At 55.9% G+C, this 25,766-nt stretch carries 25 protein-coding genes and 1 pseudogene; 14 read left to right on the top strand and 12 right to left on the bottom strand.

What is annotated here, in order from left to right:
- Positions 1-33: 33 nt before the first annotated feature.
- Positions 34-297 (bottom strand): annotated as a pseudogene (locus BQ8011_RS02280) (molybdopterin dinucleotide binding domain-containing protein); the annotation flags it as partial.
- Positions 298-338: 41 nt separating this feature from the next.
- On the opposite strand from BQ8011_RS02280, the gene BQ8011_RS02275 reads away from it, so the two are divergent.
- Both BQ8011_RS02275 and BQ8011_RS02270 read left to right on the top strand, forming a co-directional pair.
- The gene (locus tag BQ8011_RS02275) at positions 339-629 is read left to right on the top strand and encodes a hypothetical protein (protein WP_197678558.1); all 291 of its coding nucleotides are present in this window, start codon (positions 339-341) and stop codon (positions 627-629) included.
- Entirely contained in the window at positions 580-1,188 is a 609-nt protein-coding gene (locus tag BQ8011_RS02270; RefSeq protein ID WP_083429971.1) for a YbaK/EbsC family protein, read from the top strand. The genes BQ8011_RS02275 and BQ8011_RS02270 overlap by 50 nt, the downstream gene beginning before the upstream one ends.
- Here BQ8011_RS02270 and ndk read toward each other — a convergent pair.
- The 3 genes from ndk to BQ8011_RS02255 all read right to left on the bottom strand — a co-directional run bounded on the left by ndk (position 1,185) and on the right by BQ8011_RS02255 (position 3,481).
- The gene (ndk, locus tag BQ8011_RS02265; protein WP_034500937.1) at positions 1,185-1,655 is read right to left on the bottom strand and encodes a nucleoside-diphosphate kinase; all 471 of its coding nucleotides are present in this window, start codon (positions 1,653-1,655) and stop codon (positions 1,185-1,187) included. The genes BQ8011_RS02270 and ndk overlap by 4 nt on opposite strands.
- 298 nt (positions 1,656-1,953) lie before the next feature.
- Positions 1,954-2,619, bottom strand: coding sequence for a hypothetical protein (locus BQ8011_RS02260; RefSeq protein ID WP_072457115.1), 666 nt, complete (start codon positions 2,617-2,619; stop codon positions 1,954-1,956).
- A 61-nt stretch (positions 2,620-2,680) separates the two neighbouring features.
- Entirely contained in the window at positions 2,681-3,481 is an 801-nt protein-coding gene (locus BQ8011_RS02255; protein WP_173656065.1) for a nitroreductase family protein, read from the bottom strand.
- A gap of 212 nt (positions 3,482-3,693) precedes the next feature.
- On the opposite strand from BQ8011_RS02255, the gene BQ8011_RS02250 reads away from it, so the two are divergent.
- The 12 genes from BQ8011_RS02250 (at position 3,694) to BQ8011_RS02195 (ending at position 12,499) form a co-directional block, all read left to right on the top strand.
- On the top strand, positions 3,694-4,050 hold the full coding sequence (locus BQ8011_RS02250) for an Ig-like domain-containing protein (RefSeq protein WP_231945342.1): 357 nt from the start codon (positions 3,694-3,696) through the stop codon (positions 4,048-4,050).
- A gap of 191 nt (positions 4,051-4,241) precedes the next feature.
- Positions 4,242-4,994, top strand: a complete 753-nt coding sequence (locus tag BQ8011_RS02245) for a GntR family transcriptional regulator (RefSeq protein WP_072457111.1) — start codon at positions 4,242-4,244, stop codon at positions 4,992-4,994.
- The gene (locus tag BQ8011_RS02240) at positions 4,984-5,583 is read left to right on the top strand and encodes a histidine kinase (RefSeq protein ID WP_072457109.1); all 600 of its coding nucleotides are present in this window, start codon (positions 4,984-4,986) and stop codon (positions 5,581-5,583) included. Before BQ8011_RS02245 ends, BQ8011_RS02240 begins: the two co-directional genes overlap by 11 nt.
- Positions 5,584-5,610: 27 nt before the next feature.
- Positions 5,611-6,438, top strand: coding sequence for an energy-coupling factor transporter transmembrane component T (locus BQ8011_RS02235; protein WP_231945341.1), 828 nt, complete (start codon positions 5,611-5,613; stop codon positions 6,436-6,438).
- A complete protein-coding gene (locus BQ8011_RS02230; protein ID WP_072457105.1) occupies positions 6,432-7,289 on the top strand; it encodes an energy-coupling factor ABC transporter ATP-binding protein in 858 nt (285 codons plus the stop codon). The genes BQ8011_RS02235 and BQ8011_RS02230 overlap by 7 nt, the downstream gene beginning before the upstream one ends.
- The gene (locus BQ8011_RS02225; RefSeq protein ID WP_072457103.1) at positions 7,282-8,100 is read left to right on the top strand and encodes an energy-coupling factor ABC transporter ATP-binding protein; all 819 of its coding nucleotides are present in this window, start codon (positions 7,282-7,284) and stop codon (positions 8,098-8,100) included. The genes BQ8011_RS02230 and BQ8011_RS02225 overlap by 8 nt, the downstream gene beginning before the upstream one ends.
- Positions 8,101-8,105: 5 nt before the next feature.
- Positions 8,106-8,858 carry a BtpA/SgcQ family protein gene (locus tag BQ8011_RS02220; protein ID WP_072457101.1) on the top strand — a complete coding sequence of 251 codons (753 nt, stop codon included), beginning with the start codon at positions 8,106-8,108 and terminating at the stop codon, positions 8,856-8,858.
- Positions 8,858-9,445, top strand: a complete 588-nt coding sequence (locus BQ8011_RS09280; protein WP_077209663.1) for an ureidoglycolate lyase — start codon at positions 8,858-8,860, stop codon at positions 9,443-9,445. Before BQ8011_RS02220 ends, BQ8011_RS09280 begins: the two co-directional genes overlap by 1 nt.
- Positions 9,446-9,463: 18 nt before the next feature.
- The gene (locus BQ8011_RS02210; protein WP_072457103.1) at positions 9,464-10,282 is read left to right on the top strand and encodes an energy-coupling factor ABC transporter ATP-binding protein; all 819 of its coding nucleotides are present in this window, start codon (positions 9,464-9,466) and stop codon (positions 10,280-10,282) included.
- Positions 10,283-10,287: 5 nt separating this feature from the next.
- Positions 10,288-11,040: a BtpA/SgcQ family protein gene (locus BQ8011_RS02205; RefSeq protein ID WP_072457101.1), complete on the top strand. Its 753-nt coding sequence runs from the start codon at positions 10,288-10,290 to the stop codon at positions 11,038-11,040.
- On the top strand, positions 11,040-11,567 hold the full coding sequence (locus BQ8011_RS09275) for an ureidoglycolate lyase (RefSeq protein ID WP_072457099.1): 528 nt from the start codon (positions 11,040-11,042) through the stop codon (positions 11,565-11,567). The genes BQ8011_RS02205 and BQ8011_RS09275 overlap by 1 nt, the downstream gene beginning before the upstream one ends.
- Entirely contained in the window at positions 11,564-12,499 is a 936-nt protein-coding gene (locus tag BQ8011_RS02195; RefSeq protein ID WP_157885001.1) for a carbohydrate kinase family protein, read from the top strand. Before BQ8011_RS09275 ends, BQ8011_RS02195 begins: the two co-directional genes overlap by 4 nt.
- On the opposite strand, the gene codA is transcribed toward BQ8011_RS02195, so the two are convergent.
- From codA to BQ8011_RS02155, 8 genes are all read right to left on the bottom strand, one after another.
- On the bottom strand, positions 12,496-13,758 hold the full coding sequence (gene codA, locus BQ8011_RS02190; RefSeq protein WP_173656064.1) for a cytosine deaminase: 1,263 nt from the start codon (positions 13,756-13,758) through the stop codon (positions 12,496-12,498). The genes BQ8011_RS02195 and codA overlap by 4 nt on opposite strands.
- Entirely contained in the window at positions 13,755-15,014 is a 1,260-nt protein-coding gene (codB, locus tag BQ8011_RS02185) for a cytosine permease (protein WP_072457097.1), read from the bottom strand. Before codB ends, codA begins: the two co-directional genes overlap by 4 nt.
- 216 nt (positions 15,015-15,230) lie before the next feature.
- Positions 15,231-17,888, bottom strand: coding sequence for a glycoside hydrolase family 66 protein (locus BQ8011_RS02180; protein ID WP_083429969.1), 2,658 nt, complete (start codon positions 17,886-17,888; stop codon positions 15,231-15,233).
- Between the two features lie 329 nt (positions 17,889-18,217).
- A complete protein-coding gene (locus BQ8011_RS02175; protein WP_072457093.1) occupies positions 18,218-19,960 on the bottom strand; it encodes an alpha-glucosidase in 1,743 nt (580 codons plus the stop codon).
- A gap of 247 nt (positions 19,961-20,207) precedes the next feature.
- The gene (locus BQ8011_RS02170; protein ID WP_072457091.1) at positions 20,208-21,149 is read right to left on the bottom strand and encodes a carbohydrate ABC transporter permease; all 942 of its coding nucleotides are present in this window, start codon (positions 21,147-21,149) and stop codon (positions 20,208-20,210) included.
- Positions 21,149-22,027 carry a carbohydrate ABC transporter permease gene (locus BQ8011_RS02165; protein WP_234952137.1) on the bottom strand — a complete coding sequence of 293 codons (879 nt, stop codon included), beginning with the start codon at positions 22,025-22,027 and terminating at the stop codon, positions 21,149-21,151. The genes BQ8011_RS02170 and BQ8011_RS02165 overlap by 1 nt, the downstream gene beginning before the upstream one ends.
- Positions 22,028-22,237: 210 nt before the next feature.
- Positions 22,238-23,485, bottom strand: a complete 1,248-nt coding sequence (locus BQ8011_RS02160) for a sugar ABC transporter substrate-binding protein (RefSeq protein WP_034500964.1) — start codon at positions 23,483-23,485, stop codon at positions 22,238-22,240.
- Positions 23,486-23,519: 34 nt separating this feature from the next.
- Positions 23,520-25,583: a glycoside hydrolase family 31 protein gene (locus BQ8011_RS02155; RefSeq protein WP_072457089.1), complete on the bottom strand. Its 2,064-nt coding sequence runs from the start codon at positions 25,581-25,583 to the stop codon at positions 23,520-23,522.
- Positions 25,584-25,766 lie beyond the last annotated feature (183 nt).

Here is a 25,766-nt window from a genome sequence, read left to right as displayed (position 1 = left end):
CATTCCCTCTCTTCAGATCTGGGGGACGAACCCTCAGAACTCCACATCCTGGCTACGGCGACGAATCATGGTGACTTCATCGCGCTGGTTACCCGTCGGACCGACGTAGTTATAGGCGTAGGTGAACTGGCCATAACCACCGATCAAGTGCGAGGGCTTCAAGAAGATGCGCGTCAAGGAGTTATGCGAACCACCACGACGCCCGGTCGATTCATTCAAAGGAGTGTTCGCAACACGCTCTTGAGCGTGGTGCATATACACGGTGCCCTCCGGAATACGGTGCGAAACCACTGGACGCTCCCCTTGCATCGCTGTGCTTTCCTCTTCTTCTCGAGGCCGTGGCTGATTTGGCGGCGCAGGGTAAGCACGTAGATGGCGTCAGTGCCTGCGCCGATGGTTACCGCCAAAATCTCATCGGAGTTTTTTCGCTGGAGGCAGTGAGCCGGTTCCCCGCGAGTGAGTGGGTCAATCGTTCGATGCGTTCGCTGCTTGCCGAGCTCAATACCGTTGATATCGAGGTCCCGGCATCGTGGGTCGCTGATATTGATACTCCCCTTGATTTGGAACGTGCGCAGACATATGCAATGGACGGGAAGCTTTGCGTTAAAGGAGAAACCTCAGGTGAGTGAATCGATTGAAATTCCAGGTTCGGGAAACTTGGAGACCCGTCCCGCTCTTGAGCACCTCGATCTTGTGGCTCCGCCAGTCGCGCGTGCGCTCACTGCGCTTGAAGCGGCCAACCCCGCGGTGGCCTCGTTAGCGCGAGTAAGTGAAGTTGACCCAGAACTGGCTGATACGGAGGTTCTCACCCAAGCTTTCGGGATGGATCTTGCGCTGTCCTCGAATTGTATTTTGGTTGCGGGCAAGCGCGCGGGTGAAGAAAGAATCGCAGCGTGTGTTGTACGCGCGACAACGAATGCTGATGTTAATCACGTGGTGAAGAAGCTTCTCGACGTACGAAAAGCCTCGTTTTGGCCGCAAGAACGCGCAGTCGAGGCCTCGGGGATGGAATACGGAGGGATCACTCCGATTGGCATCCCCGAGGCCTGGCGACTGTTAATCGATTCGCGTTGCGTGCAGGGATGGTCCTGCATCGGCTCGGGACTGCGCCGCTCAAAGCTCTTCGTTCCCGGAGAACTCCTTGCCGCGCTTCCGGGCGCTGAAATCGTGGAAGGCCTGGGAATTTAGTCGATTTCGGGGAACCAGATGCCGATCTCGCGCAGCGCGGATTCGGGCGAATCTGAACCGTGAATGATGTTCTCCATGTTCGGCGTATCCCAGGCGCGTCCGAGGTCCCCGCGGATGGTACCGGCGGGAGCGGTTGTCGGATCGGTCGAACCCATCATGGTGCGCATGCCTTCGATGACGCGCTGGCCTTCAACGATGATCGCGACCAGGGGGCCGGCGCTCATGAAGTCCAGGAGGCCCTCGAAGAAGGGCTTGCCTGCGTGGTCGCGGTAGTGCTCGGCGAGGATTTCACGCGAGGCGACCATGATCTTCAGGCCCTTGATGATGTAGCCCTTCGCTTCGATGCGGCGCAGGATTTCTCCGGTCAAACCGCGGGCGTAACCGTCGGGCTTGACGAGGATGAGGGTGTGCTCCAACGAGGGATCCAATAGGTGCTGACGTGTAATCAGAACGGAATCGGCGCTCACAAAATCTCCTTTGCTTGAGTGAGGACGCTTCAGCATAACCGGCGATGGGCTGAAAGTCATAGCCCCAGACAATACGAAAAAGGACTGACCGCCATGGTCAGCCCTTTTTCGTTATCCCATCAACACAGAGCAGTCTTCCCAGAAAGTCTTCCGGAGAGATACGAGCAACACCAGTCACTCGTTGTCTGATGCACCTAGTCTACGAAGATCAACTGCGAGGAATACGTGCGTTTCCTGAGAGTTTTCTGGAGCAGGTTTCCCATGCGTCAACTGCGCTACTTGGCTTTAACCCCGTATCTCACAGATTCGCATCATTGGACTGCGAAAAATGATCTTCCACAAATGCTGGGCCTTCAAAACCATGACGACCCAGAGTCTGGAAAATATCGTCCATGATCTGCGAAGGTTCCTGCAATCCCGCCGAAAACTCCGGGTGTTGAATTTCGATTGCGGCAAAACCTGCCGGATCCGACACGGGCTGAGTATCGTACTTCTCCCTCAGAAGCCCATTCACTTCCTCGAGGTCCGCGGGCGCGCCGAAAATCCATGTTGTCGCTGCGGGGCCTTCGGCGTTTCGCCCCAAGTAGAGGCGCATCAGCACGACCTTCTTACCCGCTCGCGGGAAACTTCCGCCCACGCGCGTGAAGAGGTGCAGATCCAGATCGCCCAGTGATCCATCAACGAGGCAGTAGGCGTAAGCGCCGATGCCTCGAACGCTCAGCGCATCGGCCAAAATCCCGAGGAACTCATCCGGGAAGGGTTCTTCTTGGAAGTAGATTCCTTCTCCGCGCTCAGGTGCGTGCTCGCCCATGATGGAAATCGGCAGTCCCGCTTCCTCAAGTGCGCGCGCCACCAAGGAGATATTGAATTCAGGGAAAGGGTGCAAGATTGCTGCGTTCTTACCTAGGCGCTCGACGAACACGTAGGTTGAAAACCCCAGTTCTTGCGTGACCTGTGTACTCACAAACTCTCCTCTTTCAGCGGGGTCGATGACCACCTACGCCCTACCGCCTCGGCAATGGAAATTAACTCAGGCACAGGCCTTGCGAATGCAGGACCTCAAGGACGGGGGCCGTGTCAAAGGTGTCAGGCAGTCCCATCTGTTCGCTGATGATCTGAGTGAAGGCATTGGTGGCTCCAAGGCCGGCCTTGCGCATTTCGTAGTAGGTGCGTACGTCTTCGTCATATTCGGCAAGGGCCTCCAGGTAGGAACCCTCGACCTTCGGGTAGGTGTTTTCGCCGACGGCCAAGTCCTTGGGGATACGAGGACGGTAAGGCGGGTCCTGCAGCGGGCGTCCCACCAGCAGGCCGAGGATCGGGAAGGTCATGCGAGGCAGTTCGAGGAGCTCGATCGTTCGCGCGGGGTTGCGTAGCAGCGAGCCGAGGTAAACCGTGCCCAAACCCATGGATTCAGCGGCAACCTCCATGTTGTGAGCGGCCAAAACCGCGTCTTCCATGGCTGCCAAGAACAGGTTGGTGCGCTGGAGCGGAGCAATATCCATTCCCGCTTCTTCACGAATTCGCGCATTGCGGTAGAGGTCGACGACGAACATGAAAAGGTCGCCCTTGGAGGTGCCCACGTAGGGCTGCTGTGCGACCTCAGCCAGAGCATCACGCTTTGCCACATCGGTGACGTGAATGATTGAGAACTGCTGGCGGAAGGATGAGGTGGGTGCGCGACGGGCTACGTCGATGAGGGCATCGCGTTCCTCGAGGCCAAGCTGGGTGTCCTCGAACTTGCGGATGGTGCGATGTGCGCGCAGCACGTCAATCGTTGGATTGGTCACTCCAACTTCGGGGACCTTGCGGTAGTCTTCGGCCTGCATTTTTGCTCCTTTGGTTGCAACGGTCGCTCTTATTGTCCGTTTTTCGGCTATTTTTCGCCAGTGCATCCCACTTTTGCGTCAACCGCGGATCGTCTTCACCCTGGGATTTTGGCAGCATTGCTTCATCACAATTCGGTCGCAGTTTAGGTGCAGACTTCCGAAATGTGGAGTCTGAGATGGACGCTCTTTCGAGGATGGCTAGACTGAGAGTCATGCGTAAATCTCTCATTGCAACAATGTGCATTGCCGTCATGGCAGCAACCGGCCTCGCTGCTTGCTCCAGCGGCCCCCAGTCAGCAACCAACGAAAAGTTCATTACCAAGGATCCGGCCACGGTCGTCGAAACCGGCGTGAAGCTCCCCGAGCAGCGTGACCTCGAGTTCAAGCTCGATGGCAGCGTCTCGAAGGCAAAGGTCGAGATTGCTGACGCGGAAATTGCCGAGCAGGTCAAGGGTTCCAAGAACCTTCGTATTCACCCCAAGAAGGTCGGTGAAACCACCATTAAGCTCACCGACCCCAACGGCAAGGAATACCAGATTCCTCTCGAGGTTGTTGAAGGTAACAACTGACATTTATTCAATCTCGTCCCCGGGGGCCAGGTGAGCTGGCCCCCGGGGCGTTGTTTTACCTAAGTCACCAGACTCATATTCATGTACTTTTCCTTGAACTTGTCTAGAAAATACGTACATGATGGATATTGACCTGTATATGATCTACATCATATATTGTCGCCTGTCCGCAGATTGCAAAGGAGCATGAGGTGACAAGCATTTCCCCTCCGGTCTACGAACAGATCGCACAGACTATCAGACGCCAAATCCTGGACGGCGATCTCACCGCCGGTTCACGGATTCCTTCTGAGAGCATTCTGTGCGAGCAGTTCTCGGTGACTCGGGGAACAGTTCGCCGCGCACTCCAAGTCCTCGTCAGTGAGGGCTATCTTCGGTCCTACCAAGGTAAAGGAACCTTCGTTACCTCACAGGAAAACAAGCGTGTTTTGTGGGGATTCGGCTCGTTGACCGACCGCCTCGAGGGAACAAGCGACCACGCACGCGCACGCGTCTTGGATCACTCGGTGGTACTGCGTCAGAATCGCCCCTTCCTACGACTCAAGCGCCTTCGCTTGATTGAGAACGACAACGGTTCTTTCCCGGTGAGCCTCGATATTTCTTTCCTTCCGATTGATCTATTCCCCGGCATCCAAGAAGTTGATTTCACCGATGCCTCGATCTATCACATCCTTCGCGATGCCTATCGGACAACTCCGAAGTTCTCGGTGGTTTCGATGAGCGCGCGAAGCATTGACCAAGAAACCCGCACGATCCTTGGCGAACCGGCGGGTACGCGCTGCCTTCTTCACCTCACGGGCTCTACCTACGACCACAACGGGGCATGCATTGAAGAAAGCGAAGTCACGTACTCCACACGCGTCCAGGCAACCATGACGATTGATCAGGTCAGAGGATATGCCGAACCTGTAACTCTCAAAGAGGAGAATACCCATGTCTGCTAAGCAGATGAACAAGATGACGCTCTACGTCATCCCCATCGCCATCGCTCTTAATATTGTTGTTTCCAATATCGTTTTTGCCCTCAAGCTCCCAATTTGGCTTGATTCGATCGGCGTTGTACTCACCGCAGTCATCTCCGGCTTCTGGCCAGCAACGATCGTCGGTGTTATCACTGGCCTTGCATCTCTGATTACGAACCCCTCCAATATCTTCTACATTCCGCTTTTCGTTATTACCGGTGGAGTCGCGACAATCTTGTCCCACTACAACGGCTATTCGACATTCCTGCGTTCATTACTCTCGGGAATTATTGGCGGAATTACTACCGGCGTATCGGGATCACTTATCACGATCATCGTGTACCACGGTTTGTCCTCAACAGGAACAGGCATCATCGCTGGTCTCCTGCGTCAGATTGGTGCTCCAAACTGGTTGGCAGCAATGAGTGCCGGCGTTTCAGGCGATATCACAGACAAAGTCATCACAGCTCTTGTCGTTTTCTACATTTTGATTGCCTTGCCACAGCGCACACTGGCGAAGTTCCCCAATGGAGAGAAATACCTCCAGTCTCGTCAAAAGGTTACAAAGTAAGCATTCAGACGCACACAAAGTAGTGTCATGACTACGTCTTCTAGCCAGAACACCGCGGAACACACCACGATGCGGCAGGCAATTCTCGACGAGATTGCGCAGGATGTTCCACAACGATTCGTTGAGAGAATTCACCCTCTGCTACGCCTTGCCATACCCGTGATCCTCATGATCGGGGTGCTCAGCACCGGCGATGCGCCGACATACTATGCCTTCTCATTAGTGATCATCGTTGCCTCCACTCTCTTCGGAGTTTTCTCGGTGTTCTGGCCAAGGTTTTGGAAGATTGGCACAACGATTGCGGTTTTTACCCTCTTTGTTCGCGCCTTCTTCGAATACGGAGATTCTGTTCTCTTCCATGTTGGCCCCCTAACTGTCACTCAAGAAGGGGTCGATTCTGCAATTTGGTACATCGCCATGTTGCTTGCGGTATGCGCTCCACTCATTCTTCTGAGTTCAATACTTTCCCTCAAAGACATGGCTCAGGCTCTTGAGACTATGGGAGCGAGCCGACAAGCCTCTTATGTCGTCATGAACTCCATCCGCTTGGTCCCTGAACTTGGACAGCGCGCAAGTGCCGTCCAAGATGCTCAACGATCACGCGGGATCCAAGTGGACGGAAGTCGCTGGATTCGCCTACGCGCGTTACTTCCAACGGTGTCTCCGCTGGTTCTTTCTTCTCTCGCAAGCGTTGAAGAACGCGCGATTGCAATGGAAGTTCGCGGTTTTGGTGTCTCAAAAGATACACAGCTTCTCAAACCTCACCAAAAGTTCTCTGTTAGGGACGCTCTTTACCTACTTATCTCTTTATTTGTATCAACAGCCATTGCTTTGGGAGGTCGATTCCTATGGTGAACGCAATAAGCGTCACTGATCTTTCGGTTCGCCACCCACTAGCTCCGACCAATGCCCTCGACGGCATTTCACTTGAACTCGAGCAAGGAAAGATCTACGGATTAATCGGTCCAAACGGATCTGGAAAGACGACTCTGTGCAATACTCTGCGCGGACTCATTCCCTCTATTCTTGGGGGAACAGTGACCGGAAGTATCCGTATTCTCGGTGAGGATCTCACCGAGCTAGACGAACGACAACTTGCAGCCTCTATCGGCCTCGTCTTCGAAAACCCCTACACACAACTCACAGGGGTGTGCACTACAGTCGTCGAAGAAATCGCATTCGGGTTAGAAAACCTGGGCTGGGACCGCGATCGCATGATTGATCGTGTCGCCCAGATCATTGTCGATACACATCTACAGTCCCTTGCCTTTAAAGACCCCCTCGAACTCTCAGGAGGTCAGCGTCAGCGAGTCTCCTTGGCTGCTGTCTTGGCCATGGATACTCCCATTTTGCTCATCGATGAACCGACTTCACAGCTCGATCCGCTGACCACCGACATGATTCTCGAGGTAATTTACTCACTGAAGAACACAGGAAAAACAGTACTTTTGGCGGAAAACAAAGTCGATCTACTTGTAGATATCGTCGATGAATTTATTATCGTCGACCAGGGACGTACCTACGCTCAAGGAAGTGCACAACAAGTACTCCCCAAAGCACTGGAGGATGGCGTACGCTGCGGTTTCCCTGAAGTACTGCGTCTATCGGCCGAAGTTGGGCGTTCACCATGGCTCACTCGTGAAGACGCCTGGGCTGACATCTCCACATCTACCCGAGTGACAGGTCTCGGAGCACATCATGATTGAATGCCGCGATATTTCGTTTTCATACCCGGACGGAAACCTTGCTCTCGACAGAGTTTCCGTACGCTTTGCTTCGGGGGAACGAGTTGCACTTGTCGGGCAAAATGGTGCAGGAAAATCAACGCTTTCAAAGCTTCTCAACGGTCTTATCACACCCTCGTCTGGCGAAGTTTTCCTTGATGAGACAAGCCTTACACGTATGCGGAGTGATCAGATTGCCCAACAGATCGGCTACGTTTTTCAAAATCCGAATGATCAGATCTTCTGCACGAGCGTGCGTCATGAGTGTGCCTACGCTCTGGAACGTCGAAAGACGCTCACCACCGAAGAGATCGATCAGAGAGTTAGCGATGCTTTAGAAGTCTGTGCCCTCACGGGTGAGGCCGAGACTAATCCTTTGGATCTGCCTCTTGCTCAGAGGAAATTCGTCACCTGCGCCGCAGCTCTTGCACTGCGACCTGATTACCTCATCATTGACGAGCCCACCGCGGGCCTCGATGACATCGGGCGGGAAACACTGAGTGGAATACTCCAGTGGGCTTCCCAAGAAGGAATATGCGTTATTGCGGTATCGCACGACATGCGTTTCGTGATTGAGAATTTCCCCAGAGTTGTCGTTATGTCCGAAGGAACAATCATTTGCGACGACACTGCATCCTCTGTATTCGCAAACGAGGCAGTCCTTAAACGCTCGTATTTGCGTGTTCCTCCAGGTGTTGAGGTTGCCCGCCGCGCGAATGCCTCACCGGATCTCATCACACTTGATGCTCTGCGCGCATTTTTTAATCAACTCTTCATTACTACAGAAAGCTAGGAATAATGACTCCTTCACGTAGTGCCTGTCTTGGACAATGGCCGCTCAACCGATCAAAGCTCCTGTTGGGAATGCTCCATCTCAAAGGCGAGGGACAGCAGGACATTCTGGACCGCGCGCGCAAAGAAAGTGAGATCTTCAGTGAAGAAGGTTTCGACGGAGTTATCGTAGAAAACTACTTTGGAAGCTATGACGATGTTGTCTACTGCCTTCCTCGTATTCTCGAAGAATTCCCTCAACTGTTTGTCGGTGTCGATATCATCTGGGATAACGACAAAAGCTTCGATCTTGCCGTCGAGTACCAACTTCCATTCATTCAACTCGACTCCCTGGCGGGGCAGCTTCCTCCCGAGCAAGAACCAGCTTTTGAAGAGCGAGTGAACTGGTGCCAAGAAAACTCCCCCACTGTGATCTTGGGAGGCGTGCGACTTAAGAATCAACCCGTACTTAGCGGAAACTCTCTTGAAGAGGATCTTCACCGCGCAATGCGACGAGGTGATGGAATCATCGTCACCGGACGTGCGACAGGTGTTGAAACTGAGATCGAGAAAATCTCAACATTTCGCGAGATTATTGGTGATTTTCCACTAATTGTTGGCGCCGGAGTGCGTGCATCAAATTGCGTCGAACAACTGAGGATTGCCGACGGAGCAATCATTGGCTCTTCGTTGAAGACAGACGGCGACGCCCACGGCGACCTTGAACGTCCACGTGTCGCAGAGCTTGTCCGCCTAGTTCGTAAACTTGAGGGGCACTGATGAAATCCCATGTTCGTCCCACTTATACGGTGGGTATCGATGATATCTCCGCATGGGGACAAGAATTATGTTTTTCTCCGGAGCACCCCACCGTCATTCAAGCATCCGGTGAAGGCTGGGAAGACTTCAAAAGCCGGGAGAAGATCAACAGCAATCCTGTTAACCTCGCAATGACCTTCGTGGAATGCTTCGACACGCCCGTAACTGCACTCGAGCGACATGACCACACCCAAGAAACCTTGCTCCCAACCTCCGAACCTATCATCTTCGCAGTCTGTTCTTCACAGCACCCCGTACCAACTGCTGAAGACTCAGCATTTATTGTCATCCCACGTGGCTGTGCGATGATCCTCCATCGTGGGACATGGCATTCACCGTGTTTCGGAATTGATAGTTCGACTGCGTATCACTGGCTTGCTGACTCTGACCCTTGTTTTCCTTCCGAATGGATCCCCATCGAAGGCGGTTGTGTCACAAGCGCACTATTTGCTCACTGCACAGACGGAGGGCCGAGGANGAAGTTGGGCGTTCACCATGGCTCACTCGTGAAGACGCCTGGGCTGACATCTCCACATCTACCCGAGTGACAGGTCTCGGAGCACATCATGATTGAATGCCGCGATATTTCGTTTTCATACCCGGACGGAAACCTTGCTCTCGACAGAGTTTCCGTACGCTTTGCTTCGGGGGAACGAGTTGCACTTGTCGGGCAAAATGGTGCAGGAAAATCAACGCTTTCAAAGCTTCTCAACGGTCTTATCACACCCTCGTCTGGCGAAGTTTTCCTTGATGAGACAAGCCTTACACGTATGCGGAGTGATCAGATTGCCCAACAGATCGGCTACGTTTTTCAAAATCCGAATGATCAGATCTTCTGCACGAGCGTGCGTCATGAGTGTGCCTACGCTCTGGAACGTCGAAAGACGCTCACCACCGAAGAGATCGATCAGAGAGTTAGCGATGCTTTAGAAGTCTGTGCCCTCACGGGTGAGGCCGAGACTAATCCTTTGGATCTGCCTCTTGCTCAGAGGAAATTCGTCACCTGCGCCGCAGCTCTTGCACTGCGACCTGATTACCTCATCATTGACGAGCCCACCGCGGGCCTCGATGACATCGGGCGGGAAACACTGAGTGGAATACTCCAGTGGGCTTCCCAAGAAGGAATATGCGTTATTGCGGTATCGCACGACATGCGTTTCGTGATTGAGAATTTCCCCAGAGTTGTCGTTATGTCCGAAGGAACAATCATTTGCGACGACACTGCATCCTCTGTATTCGCAAACGAGGCAGTCCTTAAACGCTCGTATTTGCGTGTTCCTCCAGGTGTTGAGGTTGCCCGCCGCGCGAATGCCTCACCGGATCTCATCACACTTGATGCTCTGCGCGCATTTTTTAATCAACTCTTCATTACTACAGAAAGCTAGGAATAATGACTCCTTCACGTAGTGCCTGTCTTGGACAATGGCCGCTCAACCGATCAAAGCTCCTGTTGGGAATGCTCCATCTCAAAGGCGAGGGACAGCAGGACATTCTGGACCGCGCGCGCAAAGAAAGTGAGATCTTCAGTGAAGAAGGTTTCGACGGAGTTATCGTAGAAAACTACTTTGGAAGCTATGACGATGTTGTCTACTGCCTTCCTCGTATTCTCGAAGAATTCCCTCAACTGTTTGTCGGTGTCGATATCATCTGGGATAACGACAAAAGCTTCGATCTTGCCGTCGAGTACCAACTTCCATTCATTCAACTCGACTCCCTGGCGGGGCAGCTTCCTCCCGAGCAAGAACCAGCTTTTGAAGAGCGAGTGAACTGGTGCCAAGAAAACTCCCCCACTGTGATCTTGGGAGGCGTGCGACTTAAGAATCAACCCGTACTTAGCGGAAACTCTCTTGAAGAGGATCTTCACCGCGCAATGCGACGAGGTGATGGAATCATCGTCACCGGACGTGCGACAGGTGTTGAAACTGAGATCGAGAAAATCTCAACATTTCGCGAGATTATTGGTGATTTTCCACTAATTGTTGGCGCCGGAGTGCGTGCATCAAATTGCGTCGAACAACTGAGGATTGCCGACGGAGCAATCATTGGCTCTTCGTTGAAGACAGACGGCGACGCCCACGGCGACCTTGAACGTCCACGTGTCGCAGAGCTTGTCCGCCTAGTTCGTAAACTTGAGGGGCACTGATGAAATCCCATGTTCGTCCCACTTATACGGTGGGTATCGATGATATCTCCGCATGGGGACAAGAATTATGTTTTTCTCCGGAGCACCCCACCGTCATTCAAGCATCCGGTGAAGGCTGGGAAGACTTCAAAAGCCGGGAGAAGATCAACAGCAATCCTGTTAACCTCGCAATGACCTTCGTGGAATGCTTCGACACGCCCGTAACTGCACTCGAGCGACATGACCACACCCAAGAAACCTTGCTCCCAACCTCCGAACCTATCATCTTCGCAGTCTGTTCTTCACAGCACCCCGTACCAACTGCTGAAGACTCAGCATTTATTGTCATCCCACGTGGCTGTGCGATGATCCTCCATCGTGGGACATGGCATTCACCGTGTTTCGGAATTGATAGTTCGACTGCGTATCACTGGCTTGCTGACTCTGACCCTTGTTTTCCTTCCGAATGGATCCCCATCGAAGGCGGTTGTGTCACAAGCGCACTATTTGCTCACTGCACAGACGGAGGGCCGAGGAGGCACTTGTGAACGCACGTGTGACATTCATCGGGGAACCGATTATGGATGTCCTATGTCCGCTCGATCACTGGCCACAGCTGGGGGACAAAGCGACATTTTCTTCACTGGCTCGAATCCCGGGGGGGACAATCGCCAACATGGCTGTCGCTGCTCGTTGCAGCACAGCCGATGTTGCTCTCATTGGCTTCCTCAAAGATTGTCCCGATTCAGGTACTTTGCTCGATGATCTCAATAGCTGTGGGATCGATACTTCACTCATTACACAAATCGCTGACGGTGTTGAGCCAGTCTGTTTAGTGTTCATAACCGAAGGTTCTAACGCTGTCATCTACCCTGATCGCCAATCTGAAACAGTCACCCTAGATGAGCAAGCTCTGGAACGAATCTCGACTTCGACTATCCTGTGCTCGACTCCTGAAAAGATCCGCAGAGTGCGAAATAACGACCAACTTGCTAAGGCCATTTCCTCTATGCAAGTGAGCGATGGCCGATTCGTCATCGATGCAGACACTGGTGCCGAATTTGACCCTACTGATCCAATCCTGTCAACAGCCAACATTCTCATTGTCAATGAGTTTGGTGTCCGCAGGTGTTTTGCGACCAGCTGGGATGACATTACAAACGGAATGTCCTTACTTACCAGCGAACACAAAGATACGACCTTGCCCCCGATTCTTGTCGTGACCGGCGCGGAGAAAGGTGCCTGGGTTTATACCAGGGAAACAGATTCATGGGAGCATCGCCCCGCAATCCCCACGCATGTAGTTGATCCGACTGGTGCAGGAGATGCTTTTGTCGGAACCCTGGTTGCAGAACTGGCCCTCGACAAACCCCTGGGCTCCGCTCTTGATAGTGCAATCAGAAGCGGAGCCCAGGCAGTCAGTACCAAAGGCGCAAGGCTCCCGCTCCCCTCAAGGAAGCACGGCCTCGGCAATCCCTAGAAACGGACGCTACGCGCAAGCGGTTCGCACTCCGCCAGCACTCGGCCGGCGCGGAAGTTCGCAAGCACGGGGGCACCGAAACTCAGCGCGTGGAACCAATCCTCGGCATCCAACACAATGAAGTTCGCGGTGTTCCCAATCTCGATGCCGTAATCGGAGAGGTTCAGCGTGCGCGCAGCATTGTGAGTGATGAAGTTGTACGAGCCCGTAATCTCCGGGCGCGCCATCATCTGCGTGACGTACAGGCCGTTGAGCACGACATCACGCAAGTTTCCAGTACCCATGGGATTCCACGGATCCTCAATGTCATCCTGCCCGAAGGAGACGTTGATTCCCGCCTCGGTCAGTTCCTTCACGCGGGTGACACCTCGGCGCTTCGGGTAGGTGTCGACACGTCCCTGCAGGTGCGTGTTGACCAGAGGATTCGACACGAAGTTGATGCCACTCATCTTGAGCAGGCGCACCAGACGCAGGAAGTACGCATTGTTGTAGGAGTGCATCGCCGTCGTGTGCGAGGCGGTCACTCGCGGCCCAATCCCGGCTTCGAGTGCGCGCGTGGCCAGGGTTTCTAGCCCGCGCGAGGCCTCGTCGTCGATTTCGTCGCAGTGTACGTCCATGAGCAGGTTGTATTCCTGGGCGAGCTCGACTGCGAAGTTCAGCGAGGACACGGAATACTCGCGGGTGAACTCAAAGTGCGGGATCGCACCGATGGCGTCCACACCCATTTCCGCCGCGCGGCGCATCAGGTCGCGTCCGTTGGGGAAGGACTCGATGCCCTCCTGCGGGAAGGCGACCAACTGCAGGGTCATGGAGTCCTTGAGTTCCTCGCGCAGATCGATAAGCGCGCGAAGGGCCGTCAGGTCCGGGTCCGTCACGTCGACGTGCGAGCGCACGTACTGGATGCCGAACTGTGCCTGCTGGCGAAGTGCCCGGCCGGCGCGATCTTTGACGTCCTCGTAGGTCAGGGTCTGCTTGCGCTCGCTCCACACCTCGATGCCCTCGAAGAGGGTTCCGCTTTCGTTGTAACGCGGCTGTCCCGAGGTAAGCGCCGTATCCAAGTGAACGTGGGATTCGATATAGGGGGGCAGCACCAGCTTGCCCGTGTAGTCGCGGACCTCTTCGCCTTCACGAGGCGTCAGTCCCGCGCCGATTTCCGCGAACTTTCCGTCCGTGATGCGGATGTCGACTCCGGCGGGTCCGTCTTCAATGCGGACACCCTTGATGAGCAGGTTCGCTCCAGCATTTGCGGGGGTGCTCATCGACGGATTCCCTTCTCGATTGCGCTTCCGATGAAGTAGACGAGGATCGCGACGACCATGGCGTTGATCGAGACGATTCCGAAGCCGGGGGTCAGCCAGCCGGTCAGCGCGCCCGCGACCAAGGCGACGATCGGTGCCCACTTGATGGTGGTTGCGCTCTCACCCTCAGTCATGTAGGTCTTCCTGCGGGCGAAGTAGTCCGCGACCAGGACCGCACCGATGGGAGGCAGAGTGGCGTTGAGCAGGCTCAGCCAGCCGACGAAGTTGTCGTAGAGCCACAGGGCGCCCAGGGTGCCGATGACTCCAGCGACCAAGACCAGGGGCTTCTTGTTGATTCCGGTGATGTTCGCGTATCCAAGACCGGTCGTGTACAGGGCGTTGTTGTTCGTGGTCCAGATGTTGGCGCCGAGGACGATGAGGGCGGGGATCAGCAGTCCCTGGGCCATCATGACGTAGAAGATGTCGTCCTTGCCGGTGAAGGCACCGCCGACCGCGCCGAAGGAGAACATCAAGGTGTTGCCGATGAAGAAGGCGATGACCGTCGTGATGACCGCCGAAGTGGTGGTCTTCGCGAAACGCGTGAAGTTCGGGGTTGCGCTTCCGCCGGAGACGAAGCTTCCGATGACGAGGCCGATTGCGGTCACCGTGGTCATTCCCTGGTTTTGTCCGAAGACTGCGTGGAGGCCGCCTCCGTCGTTCACTGCGGCGATCATCGAGTAGCTACCGAGGATTGCGATCAGGGGCACCGAGATGAAGGAGACGATTTCGATGGCCTTGATTCCGAAGTAAGCGGAAGCGGTCATGAGTCCACCTGCAACGATGACGACCGGCCAGGGGCTGATTCCCAGGGTTTCAGCTGCGGGGATGCCGAACATTGCGACGCCGACACCGAACCAACCCATCTGCGTGAAGGAGATGAGTGCCGAGGGGAGGTAGGAACCGATGCGTCCGAAGGTGTGGCGAGACATGAGGTCGAAGCTCAGTCCGGTCTTTGCGCCGATGTAGCCCAGGGATCCGGTGTAGACGGCCAAGATCGCGCCGCCGATGATCACCGCCCACACGTACTGTGAGTAATTGAGGCCGTTTCCGAGCTTTGCTCCAACGCTCATCGAGGCGGAGAAGAAGGTGAAGCCGAGCATAACAAAACCGACGGCCCAAAATGACCGTCGGTTCTGAGATGGAACTGCTTCAAATGAGAAGTCATCATCGTGTCGAGTGACTTCTTCTTTTTCTCGGGTGGGGGCGATCGTGCTCATCGGTTATCCTTCCTGTTTCTAAGGTTTCGTGGCACTACATTCGTAAACTTCATCAACCTGGTGCTGAACCAGCCCAAATTGCCAAAAGAGTATCGCGCCACGAACACTCATTGCAAACCCATTCCATGTGAGACTTAACGCACCCAGAAAAAGACCGTGGCCCCACCTCTCCCTCCAAGGAAATGGGGCCACGGCCGCTACGGAGTTCCCCAGCGGCTACCGCTCGAAACTCCATTTTTCAGTCTGCCCTGAATGACAATCCCATAGGTGAATGACTGTCCCGTTTTCGGAAGAGTCTTCCCGAACTGCCAGACATTTCCCAGTCGCCACGTTTTGCAGTTGACCGCCTGACAACTGCCTCCATTCCTGCGTGGGCGCGGGGACGCAGTCCCACAGGTGAATGGGAGTTCCGTTCTCATTGCGCTGCTCGAAGATGTCGAGGCACTTGCCGGCCAGTATGAGTTTGCCCTGATCAAAGGTCACATTCTGTGCGTAGATCGGCTCGGAGGCGCTTCGGTCAGAAGACGTCGTGCGCACACAATCCCACTCCTGAATCTTGCGACCATTGAGGCTCGCTCCGTCCCACAGGTCCAAGCACTTCCCATTTCCATTGACCAACGCACCCTGCTGAAGCTGAGTACTCGGCGTGTTGTCGGGAGTGCTGGCGTCCGAGTGACCGTCGGTGTTGCCGCCATCGTTGTGCGAGGCCTCGTCCTTTTGCGTGTAGAAGAAGTCCCACACGGAGAGCACGTCTGCCGTGAAGTTCACGGTGAGCTGTCCTTGATCGTTGGTCTTGACGGTGAAGGGAATCTCACGCGCACGACCGCCGTCAACATCAGGGCTGACCGCGTACAAGTGCGCGGGAACTTCACCGTCGCCAATCGTGTAGGAAACGGGCAAGCCAAGCAAAGTCTCGGGCTTTGCGGTGGGATCACGCCACTTGTCGTCATTGTCCTTCTCGAGGTTGATCAGGTGAAGGACCTGCGTATCGCCATTGGTCATGGCGTTTGCCCAAATGGTGTTTGCGCTTCCGTTGGAGCTGACGTTATGCCCCTGGATCGACACGCCTCGGCTGACGCGGTGAAGGTTGGGTCCGTAGAGGACATTTTCGTAACCGGTAATGACGTTGTAGTAGTTACGCAGCCAGTCCTGCAGCTCATAGCTCATGAACTTGATGCGGTCAGGGAAGAAGGGGCCATTGAGCATGTTGTTGTCCTGGCCCAGTTCCAGGTGGTGCGCGCCGTTTGCCGCGAATACCGCGTCAGCCAACTGAACGGAAGGAGTGTCGAAGGAAGAAACCGTCAACGAGTCAACGTTGATATCTCCGTAATCGCCCTCATCGAACTGGTAGGTGATTGTGTGCTGTCCCTTGTCCAGCCACGTGCTCCTGGCCTCGCCCGTGCTCCACCGGGTCCAGATGTCAGAGTTGTCGTTGAAATGTGTCGGGCTTGATCCCATGTACAGGACGCCGATCTTCGTGCCATCGACGTACACGCTGCGCACAGCCATGCGTCCGGTTGCATTCGCCCAGCGCAAGACCAGACCGTAGTTGCGACTCTCAGTGACATTGACGTTGAAGGAGACAGCCTTCCTTCGCCATTCGGGCTGCTCGACGAATCCCTTGCCCGTGTAGCCTTCGTGGTCCGAGGCCGTGGGCAGTCCCGCGTGAGACGCGTCCTCGGCCTCGTATCGGTCGCCCGTCACGGAGTCGGAGTTCATGTATGCAGCGACGACTGCGCTCTTGCCTCCGGACTCCTTGCGCTGACGTTCCAGATAGTCCGCCAAGTTCGAGTTCGAGGCCTGGCTGCCCCACAGCTCGGTGTAGAGGTAGTCGGCTTTGGACTGAGCCAATTGGCTGGAACCGTAGCCGTCAACGGCATTGAGTCCAACAGGCTTCTTCGTCTGCTCCGAAGTCTCGTTCACGAGCGACGCAAAACCGGCTTCGAGGTCGACGGGGTTCCCGTTGACATCCCACGCGCCCTGAGGGTTACCGAGCTGGTCGATATGCGTTCCCTCGAAGCCCAGTTCGATCTGCTTCTTGTACTGATCGACCATATGCTGACGCCACTGAGTATTCTGCGGGTTCATCATGTGCAGGGTTGTGTCCTGCTGGCCGGGGATCATGACGCTTGTCCAGGGGACGCGGGTGTCGTTGTCGCCTCGGATGTTGATTGCCCAGTCGCTGCTCACGCCGTGGTTTTGGTACCCCTCAAGTGCTGCATAGCTCATGGAGTAGGGCAGCGAGGCGACGCCGGCATCATCGCCCGAGGCGATGAATTGCTTGATGACGTCCGAGGAGAAGTTCCACTTCTTCCAGTCGCTCCACTGCGGCGCGACCTTGCCGTCTTCGTAGCGCACCGGGTCTTCATGACGCCACATCCAGTCGTAGTACTGGAGCGAATTGATGTGGTAGTCCTGGGCCAGCTGATCGATGATGCCGTCAGTCTTTCCGCTGAGATCAGCGCTGTAGTTACCCAGGTAGCCAAAGCGCGGGTATCGCGTCCAAGTGCTGGAAACGTCAATCGCCGTATTCGCCTGGGAATCTTTAGTGTCGACTTCCACCATGTAGCCCGTGAAGTCCGTGCTCGGGGGAGTAAAAGTCCAGGTTGTTTTGCCGTTTTCCGAGGCCTGGGCGGTGTAGTGATCGATCTGCTTTCCCAGGTGGGTGAGTGAGAAGTTTACTTCCCCGCTCCCTTGAGTTTGGGCAGTGACAGTGACAGGTGTCCCCGGCTCATAACGCGCTTTGTCGGCCCAGACTTTCGTAATTGTTGGGGCGGCTTCTGCTCGGTATTCTGCGCCGAGTACTGTCGCGCTTCCCGCGAGTACACCGGCGGTTACGAGCGCCCCGATCTTCTTTGCGGTTCCAATCCGCATGCGTATCCCTCACTCTGTTTTTCTGCGTGTTATCAGCGAAAACAGCCTGTTAAAGCTTCGCGATGACGCTACAAAGATCGCCTGAACGCATCCAGAACCATTCCTGCACGCAACATTGGCATAACAATGAATCACAGCGACTTAATTCTGGATTGAAAAATCGTTGAAATACCGCGGAAGAGTGACAATAAAACAGCTCTGACCTGCACTGATAACTATCAGCGCAGGTCAGAGCCTCAATTCACCGAATACGTATTCACTATTTCTCAGAAAAATCGTGAATTTCCAGCGAGTTCAAACATGAATGGTCTCAATGGTTGACACGATGACTATCGAAGAAAAACCCGCGCCCTCCACGGAGCAAGCGGCGCACCCATCTCTTCCCACACATTCGCATTGGTCAGGACTGGGACAAACGCAGGTACGGCCTCGGAAATCTCTGAAGGAAGGACCGGGGCCAGATCTTTCGAGGAAAGATTTGCAATAACTACCAGCTGGCGCTCACCCAAGGTGCGGCGGAAGGCGAAGATCTCACGATGTCCCGCATCGATGCGCTCGAAGCGCCCATCGGCAACAACCGGCAGGTGATGACGCAGGCGAATGAGCGCGCGGAAGTAGGAGAACACCGAGACCGGGTCCCCCACCTGCTCGGAGGCGTTGATGACCGGGTAGTTCGGATTGAGAGCAATCCACGGCGTACCCGTCGTAAAACCAGCATTGTCCGACGCATCCCACTGGACGGGAGTGCGCGCGTTATCGCGGCCCATCGCACGCAGGCCATCAAGGACGCGCTCGGGATCATCTCCGTGTTCGGTGGCCACACGGTAGTAGTTGGTGGACTCGATGTCCTCAAAGTCCTCGATCCCCGCGAAGACCGTGTTCGTCATGCCCAGTTCTTCACCCTGGTAGATATAGGGGGTTCCGCGCAGGAGATGAAGAATCGTCGCAAGCGCAGTCGCACTGTCATACCAGTACTTTTCATCGCCGAAACGACTGACCGTGCGCGGTTGATCGTGGTTGCACAGGTAGAGGCTGTTCCATCCCCGCTCGGCGAGGCCTTCTTGCCAGCGCGTGAGCGAGTCCGCGAGGTCTCCCGCTTCCAACGTGCGGCGGCCGAATTTTCCTTCAGGCAGCCCTAAGCCGACGTGCTCGAATTGGAAGATCATGTTGACTTCGTGGCGCGCGGGATCAGAGTAGAGAGGCGCATTTTCGAGGAGTACCCCGGGGGTTTCCCCAACGGTGAAGATCGCTCCACGGCCCTCGAAAACTTCACCGTGCATTTCCTGGAGGAATTCATGCAGGCGCGGCCCCTCCATGTAGAAGGGGCTTCCGTCGGCAAGATCCTGACCGGGCTGGCAGGTGCCATCGGGAAGGCCGGGGACCTTGGAGATCAGGTTGATGACATCCATTCGGAAGCCATCGACCCCGCGGTCCAGCCACCAGCGCATCATTTCGTAGACGGCCTGGCGAACTTCGGGGTTCTCCCAGTTCAGGTCGGGCTGTTTTTCTGCGAAGAGGTGGAGGTAGTACTGACCGGTATGCGGGTCGTATTTCCACACGGGACCTGAGAAGAATGACCCCCAATTTGTGGGTTCGGCTCCGGGGGTTCCTCCTTCAAAACCCGGACGCGGGTCACGCCAGTAGTACCAATCGCGCTTTGGATTATCGATCGAGGAACGCGACTCAATGAACCACGGGTGCTCGTCCGAAGTGTGGTTGACGACCAGGTCCATGACCAGTTTCATCCCTAGGGAGTGAACGTCTGCGATGAGCTCATTGAAGTCGTCCATGGTCCCGAAAGCGGGATCGATGTCCTGATAATCGGAAATGTCGTAGCCATTATCGGCTTGGGGTGAACGGTAGATCGGCGAAAGCCACAGGACATCAACGCCCAGTTCCTTCAGGTATCCCAACCTGGAGCGGATCCCTTGGAGATCGCCGAAACCATCTCCGTTCGCGTCATTAAATGAGCGGGGATAGATCTGGTAAACAACCGCGCTCTTCCACCATTCATCGGCCGGAAAATGAAGTGCCGAGTGCGTTTCGGGAAGTTGAGTTTCATCGAATAACACAGAGAACCTGCCAAATCTTCGTTGGTGGAGGTGCGAATGCCCTGCGGACCTTGGATGTTCGTGATCTCAGTGAACACCAACTTCTGGGCGATGTCTACACGCGTCCATCCCCTCCTGCTTTAGCTCGCTCACCTACGGCCTCAGAACAGTCATAGGCCCGGAGTCAGTGAGCTAAAGCAGGAATGAGAGAGCGAAGTGGGGAGGGCACGCCCCGGCCTCGCCGCGCTGTATCCCCTTCGCCGCGTCCTCACCCCTTCGTCGCGCCACCGGCGAGGCCAGCAACGATGTAGCGCTGCAGAGCAATGAAGAGGATCAAAACCGGGATTGCAATAACCGTGGCCACAGCCATCAGGTCATTCCAGTTCGTCGCATACTGACCAATCAAGCGGTTCAAAGCAACCGTCAAAGGCTGCAGATCCGCCTTCGTCAGCAAGGTCAACGCGAAGGTGAACTCACCCCAGGTCATGAGGAATGAGAAGGACCCGATCATGATGACACCAGGGCGAATCGTTGGGATCACCACGCGAACAATGGTTCCAATGATTCCGAGGCCATCAAGTCGCGCCGCCTCCTCAACTTCCTTCGGGAACTGCTTGAAGAACGGTCGCAGCATGATGATCGCGAAAGGCAGGGTACCCGTCACGTCCGCCAAGATGATCGAGGGGAGGGTGTTAACCATTCCCGCTTGGCGGAAAAGCACGAACATCGGGATCGAGATCGCGATGGCTGGGAGGAGCTGAACGACGCTCAACAAGATCAGCATTCCGGTTGTCACTGCGCTCCTCATTCGCGCGATCGCGTAGGCCGCGGGGATTGCAAAGAGCAGCGTCAGTACCAGACACCCAGCAGCGATGATCGCCGAGTTCCCCAGTGCCTTCCAGATCCCAAAGTTGTCACTGAAGGCGACTCGGAAGGAATCAAGCGTCGGATTTTGAGGGATGAGGTGCGGTGGCTGAACGAAGGTTTCTTTCTGCGTCTTGAAGGCGGTGCACACCATCCAATAGACCGGGAAAAGATAGAAGATCGCCATGACCCATGCGGCGGCAGATTTTGCGATGCGCACGCGGCCTTCACGCTTCTCGTGCTTTGTCTTCGCAAAAGTCCTCGTTTCCGAGGCCTCGGCGCGCTTTCCGCCCTTGGGTGCACTTTCGCTGGCCACACCTTGGGCTTCAGAAGTCTCCACAGACATCACGCGTCCTCCTTATCCAGCGAACGAACATAGAACCACGACAGCGCCAGCGGGAGAACCATCGTCAGCATCGAGGCGGCTGCCCCATTGCCGAAATCGAAGACCTTGAAGGTCTGCAGGTAGGTGAAGATCGGCAAAGTCGTCGTCGCTTCAACGGGCCCGCCTTTCGTCATCGTGTAGATCAGGTCGAAGACCTTGTAGGTATTGATGACGCCCAAGAGCAAGAGCGAGAAGACGACAGGACGCATGAGGGGTTCCGTGATGGAGAAGAACGTACGGATAGGGCCCGCACCATCAACTTCGGCGGCCTCGTACAAGCCATCGTCAATGGTGTGCAATCCCGACAAGATCAGGAGCATGTTGAAGGGCATTCCAACCCAGAGGTTTGCGACAACGACCGCAACCATTGCGGTTGTTGGACCGGTGAGCCACATGACCGGTTTGTCCACCAGGTGCATTGAGGTCAAGAAGTAGTTAATGACGCCAAAATCAGAGTCGAACATCCAGCGGAAGATCGTACCGGTCACAACGGCGGGAAGAATCCAGGCGACCAGCAGTAGCGCGCGAATAATGCCGTTTCCGGGGAAGGGCTTGCGGAAGAACAGTGCCAGCGCGTATCCGACGAGGAACTGCAAAGCAAGGGACGCGACGGTGAAGATCGCCGAAAGCTTGACGCCATTCCAAAAACCGGGGCTGGCCAGCATTTCCTTATAGTTCGCAAAGCCCGTCGGGTGGTAGTCGCCCGTAATGAGATTGGAACCGTTGGCGTCAGAGATTGACAGCCAGATGTTATAGACCAGGGGAACAACGAGGAAAATTGTTATGTAGATGATTGCGGGTAGCGCAAGGAGGAACCCCAGGCGACGAGTGCGCGCCATGGAACGAGATCCTGCGTCGTGACCCGCTTTCTTTGTTCGCGTCATCGTAAATTCACTTACTCAGAGTTGCGGGCTCCCCACGCGAGTAGGGATACCGTGGCTTTGCCACGGGCTCCCATTGTTGCGTTCGTACTCGCGTGGGGTGCCACTAGGTATTGTGCGGTCCTTGACGAGGCCTACGATACTCGCCGGACCTGTGTCCTTTGCCGCTCAGTTCTTGGGCAGCAAGGGGTTCATCGTGTCCGCGGCCTTCTTTGCTGCGGCCTCGGGAGTCGACGCACCGGTCAGGGCTTCCTGCATGGACAGCTGGATGGCCTCGGAAATCTTCGGGTAGTCCTTTCCGTATGCGCGTGCGTGTGCATACTGGAGCTGATCTTCGAAGACCTTGAGCTTAGGATCGCTCGAGAGCTTGAGCTTGCCCTGCAGGTCGGGGCGCGAGGAGAGCTGGCCGGAGCCGTCGCAGTAGATCTTGGCGCCTTCTGCGCTGGTCAGGTACTTCGCGAGCTTCACGGCTGCCTCGGACTGCTTTGCACCGTTCATGACGACAACGTTTTCGCCACCCATCGAGGTTGCTGCGCGCTTGTCCTTAGGAAGCGGAGCGACGTCCCATTCGATCTCGGCATCCTTGGTCAGGGTCGAGAGCTCCCACGGGCCATTGATCATCATTGCGGCCTTGCCGGTGATGAACTGGGTACGCGCATCTTCCTGGGTGTAGTTGGAGACGGCCTCGGACATCGAGCCTTCTTCAATCATGCCGCGCAGGTAGGCCAGTGCGGTTGCGCCGGACTCGCTGTAGTTGGACAGGTCGCCACCGGTCTGCCACACGAAGGGCAGGATCTGGAAGGTTGCGGACTCAGACTTCACACCGGAAATCGCCAGGCCCTTGACGTCGCCCTTTGTGGTCTTCTTTGCAACTTCCTTCAAGGACTCCCAGTCGGTCGGAACCTCAACACCGGCTTCCTTGAGCATGGTCTTGTTGTAGTACAGGGCGAGGTTGTTCGAGTTCAGCGGAATACCGTAGGTCTTTCCATCGAATTCAACCGAGGACCAGGGGCCATCGAAGAAATCAGACTTGTTGATGCCATCACCGCTGAGGTCCTTGAGCATGCCCAAAGACGCGAAGTTCTGGTTGTCGACCACGTCCACGACTGCAACGTCGGGGACCTCGCCGCCGACCGAGCCCTGGAGAATGGACTTCGACAGGTCAGCGAAAGCAAAGGTGGTGCGCTTGACCTTGATGTCGGGGTTTGCCTTCTCGAACTCTGCAATCGATGCTTCGATCGAGCTGTTGGCGGTGTCACCGCTCAGGTAGTCCCACATTTCAACGGTGACCTGTCCACCGGAGGCGCCAGACGAAGAATCCGACTTTCCTCCTGAACATGCGCCCAGTCCCAGTGCCATCACTGAAGCACCGAAAAGGGCAACGCCGCGCATTGCGAGCTTCGATGTGTGTGCCATTATTCTCTCTCCTTTGAGTGTTGATAGTTGTCCGTCAGCAACTACCAAGTTCCGTGTTTTCACGGACAAATACGGGGATGCACTCAAGTGGTGCATCGATGGTGACCTCTTGCCCACCCTCGAAGACGTCTCCCAGGGTGTACGAGGCCGTACCTGCCTTTTCTTCGCCGCCTGCGATCAGCAGCTGCTGCCAGCGCACTCCCGCGGGAAGGTAGACGCGGGCGCTGCGGGCGCCGGCCTCGACAATGGGGGCGACAAGGAGGTCGGGACCAAGGAGGAATTCTCCTTCTTCTTCCCACGCGCGCGGATCCTCGGGGAATTCGAGGAAGAGTGCGCGCATCGGGGGGATTCCACGCTCGGCGGCCTCGTCCATGACGCGGCCGATGTAGGGGCGCAGCGCTTCCCTGAGGTGGATGTAGCGTGCGCAGATCTGTGCGACTTCCTCACCGTAGGACCAGATTTCGTTGGGTCCGCCGGGGTTGTCCGAGGCCACGTCCTCGCGGGGTTCGCGGTGACCGTGGACGCGCATGAGCGGGCAGAAAGTACCGAACTCGAACCAGCGAGCGAAGAGCTCCTGGTACGCGGGGTCGCTGGGGTCGCCTCCGTGGAAGCCGCCGATGTCACTGGTCCACCATGGGATCCCCGAGATTCCAATGGATTGGCCTGCTCGGACCTGAGTGAAGAGCGCTTCCCAGGTGGGGGCAATATCGCCGCTCCATACCGCCGAGCCGTACTTGGCTTGGCCGGCCCACGCGCTGCGACACAGGCTGAGGAATTCGTCTTCACCCTGTTCGCGCATTCCTTCCCAGACCATGCGCGCGTTCTCGCGCGGGTAGAGGTTGGAGACATTCAGGCCGCTTCCGGCGTAGAAGCGCAGGTTGGAGGGGTGACCGGGGTTGAGTTCAGGTTCGCAGGCATCGAGCCAGAACACGCGGACACCCAGATCGAAGTAGTTGTTCTTCAGCTTGTTCCAGACGTACTCGCGGGCCGCGGGGTTTGTCGGGTCGTAGAAGGCGACGGGGAGCGGCCGATCCATTCCCTTATCGCGGAATGTTTGGTGGTATTCGACTCCGGCTTCGGTGCCGACCAAGAGGCCCTTTGCGCGAATTTCTGCGTCCGTTTCAGCCAGAGGTGACACTGTTGGCCACACGGAAACCATCAGTTTCGTACCCATTTCCTCCAATTCGGCCATCATCGCCTCGGGATTTGGATATTCGTTTTCGTCGAAGCGCCACTCCCCCATTGCGGGCCAGTGGATGAAGTCGGTGACGATCACGGACAGGGGCAGGCCGCGGCGCTTGTATTCGCGCGCAACATCCATGAGTTCTTCTTGGCTGGTGTAGCGCAGCTTGGATTGCCACAGGCCCAGTGCCCACTGCGGAATGCGCGGCGCGTGGCCGACCGCGTCGGCATAGGCCTCGAGGATTTCCTTGGGGGTATCGCCCACGCACACCCAGTAGTCGATCCACTCGCTTTGCTGTGCGACCCAGCGGGTGCTTTCTTTGGCGAATTCGACGCGGCCGACGGAGGGGTTGTTCCACAAGAATCCGTAGCCCTTGTCAGAGAGGACGAAGGGGATGGAGACTTCTCCGTTGCGTTGGATGAGGTCAGAGACGATTCCTTTGTGATCGAGGAAATCGTAGGAGTGTTGTCCCATTCCGTAGAAGCGTTCGCCGGGGTCGGAGGCGAAGCACTGGTGGACTTCGTGTCCGCCGAAACCGGGGTAGATTCCGTGGGCGCCTGGCCACCAGAAGTGCTCGGGGGCTTCGCGGAGGATAGATTCGCCGTCCTTGCGGAAATCCAGAAGGAAGCGGGCAATTCCTGTTCCACCGTCAAGGTTGGCAACGACGCTGATACGCCCGTTGGTGAAGACTTCTTCGGGTGTGTCGTAGCCGGGGATCTCGGTGACCTTTGCTTCTTCCGTGCTTGTCCCGAGGCCGGTGGCAGGCCCCGCTTCGAGGGCTCCTAGTCCTTGTGGGAAGTCTGCAGAGGGGCCGATGCGCACACGAAGCGCATTGCGCCCCCATGCCTCAATGCGGATGAACTCGTGCGCGAAGCAGAGTTCAACTGCGCCGGGGTACTGCTTCTTCGTGTACACCTGTGCTCCTTTTTGACCGGACGAATACGTATTCGTTTAATGACAATTTTCAGGAGTTTTTCTGGTATTATTCATTACGCATACGTATTCGTCGGATAAAAAATATTTGCGGGCATCGACGCCCGCACATGTGATGCGGAACTCACAATAAGTTGTTCACGCGATCCTGTCAAGATACCGGGA

This window comes from Actinomyces marseillensis (assembly GCF_900155605.1).
GTDB classification, from domain to species: domain Bacteria; phylum Actinomycetota; class Actinomycetes; order Actinomycetales; family Actinomycetaceae; genus Pauljensenia; species Pauljensenia marseillensis.
The sequence above is the reverse complement of the archived record's forward strand: the minus strand, read 5'-3'. Positions and strand labels throughout refer to the sequence as shown.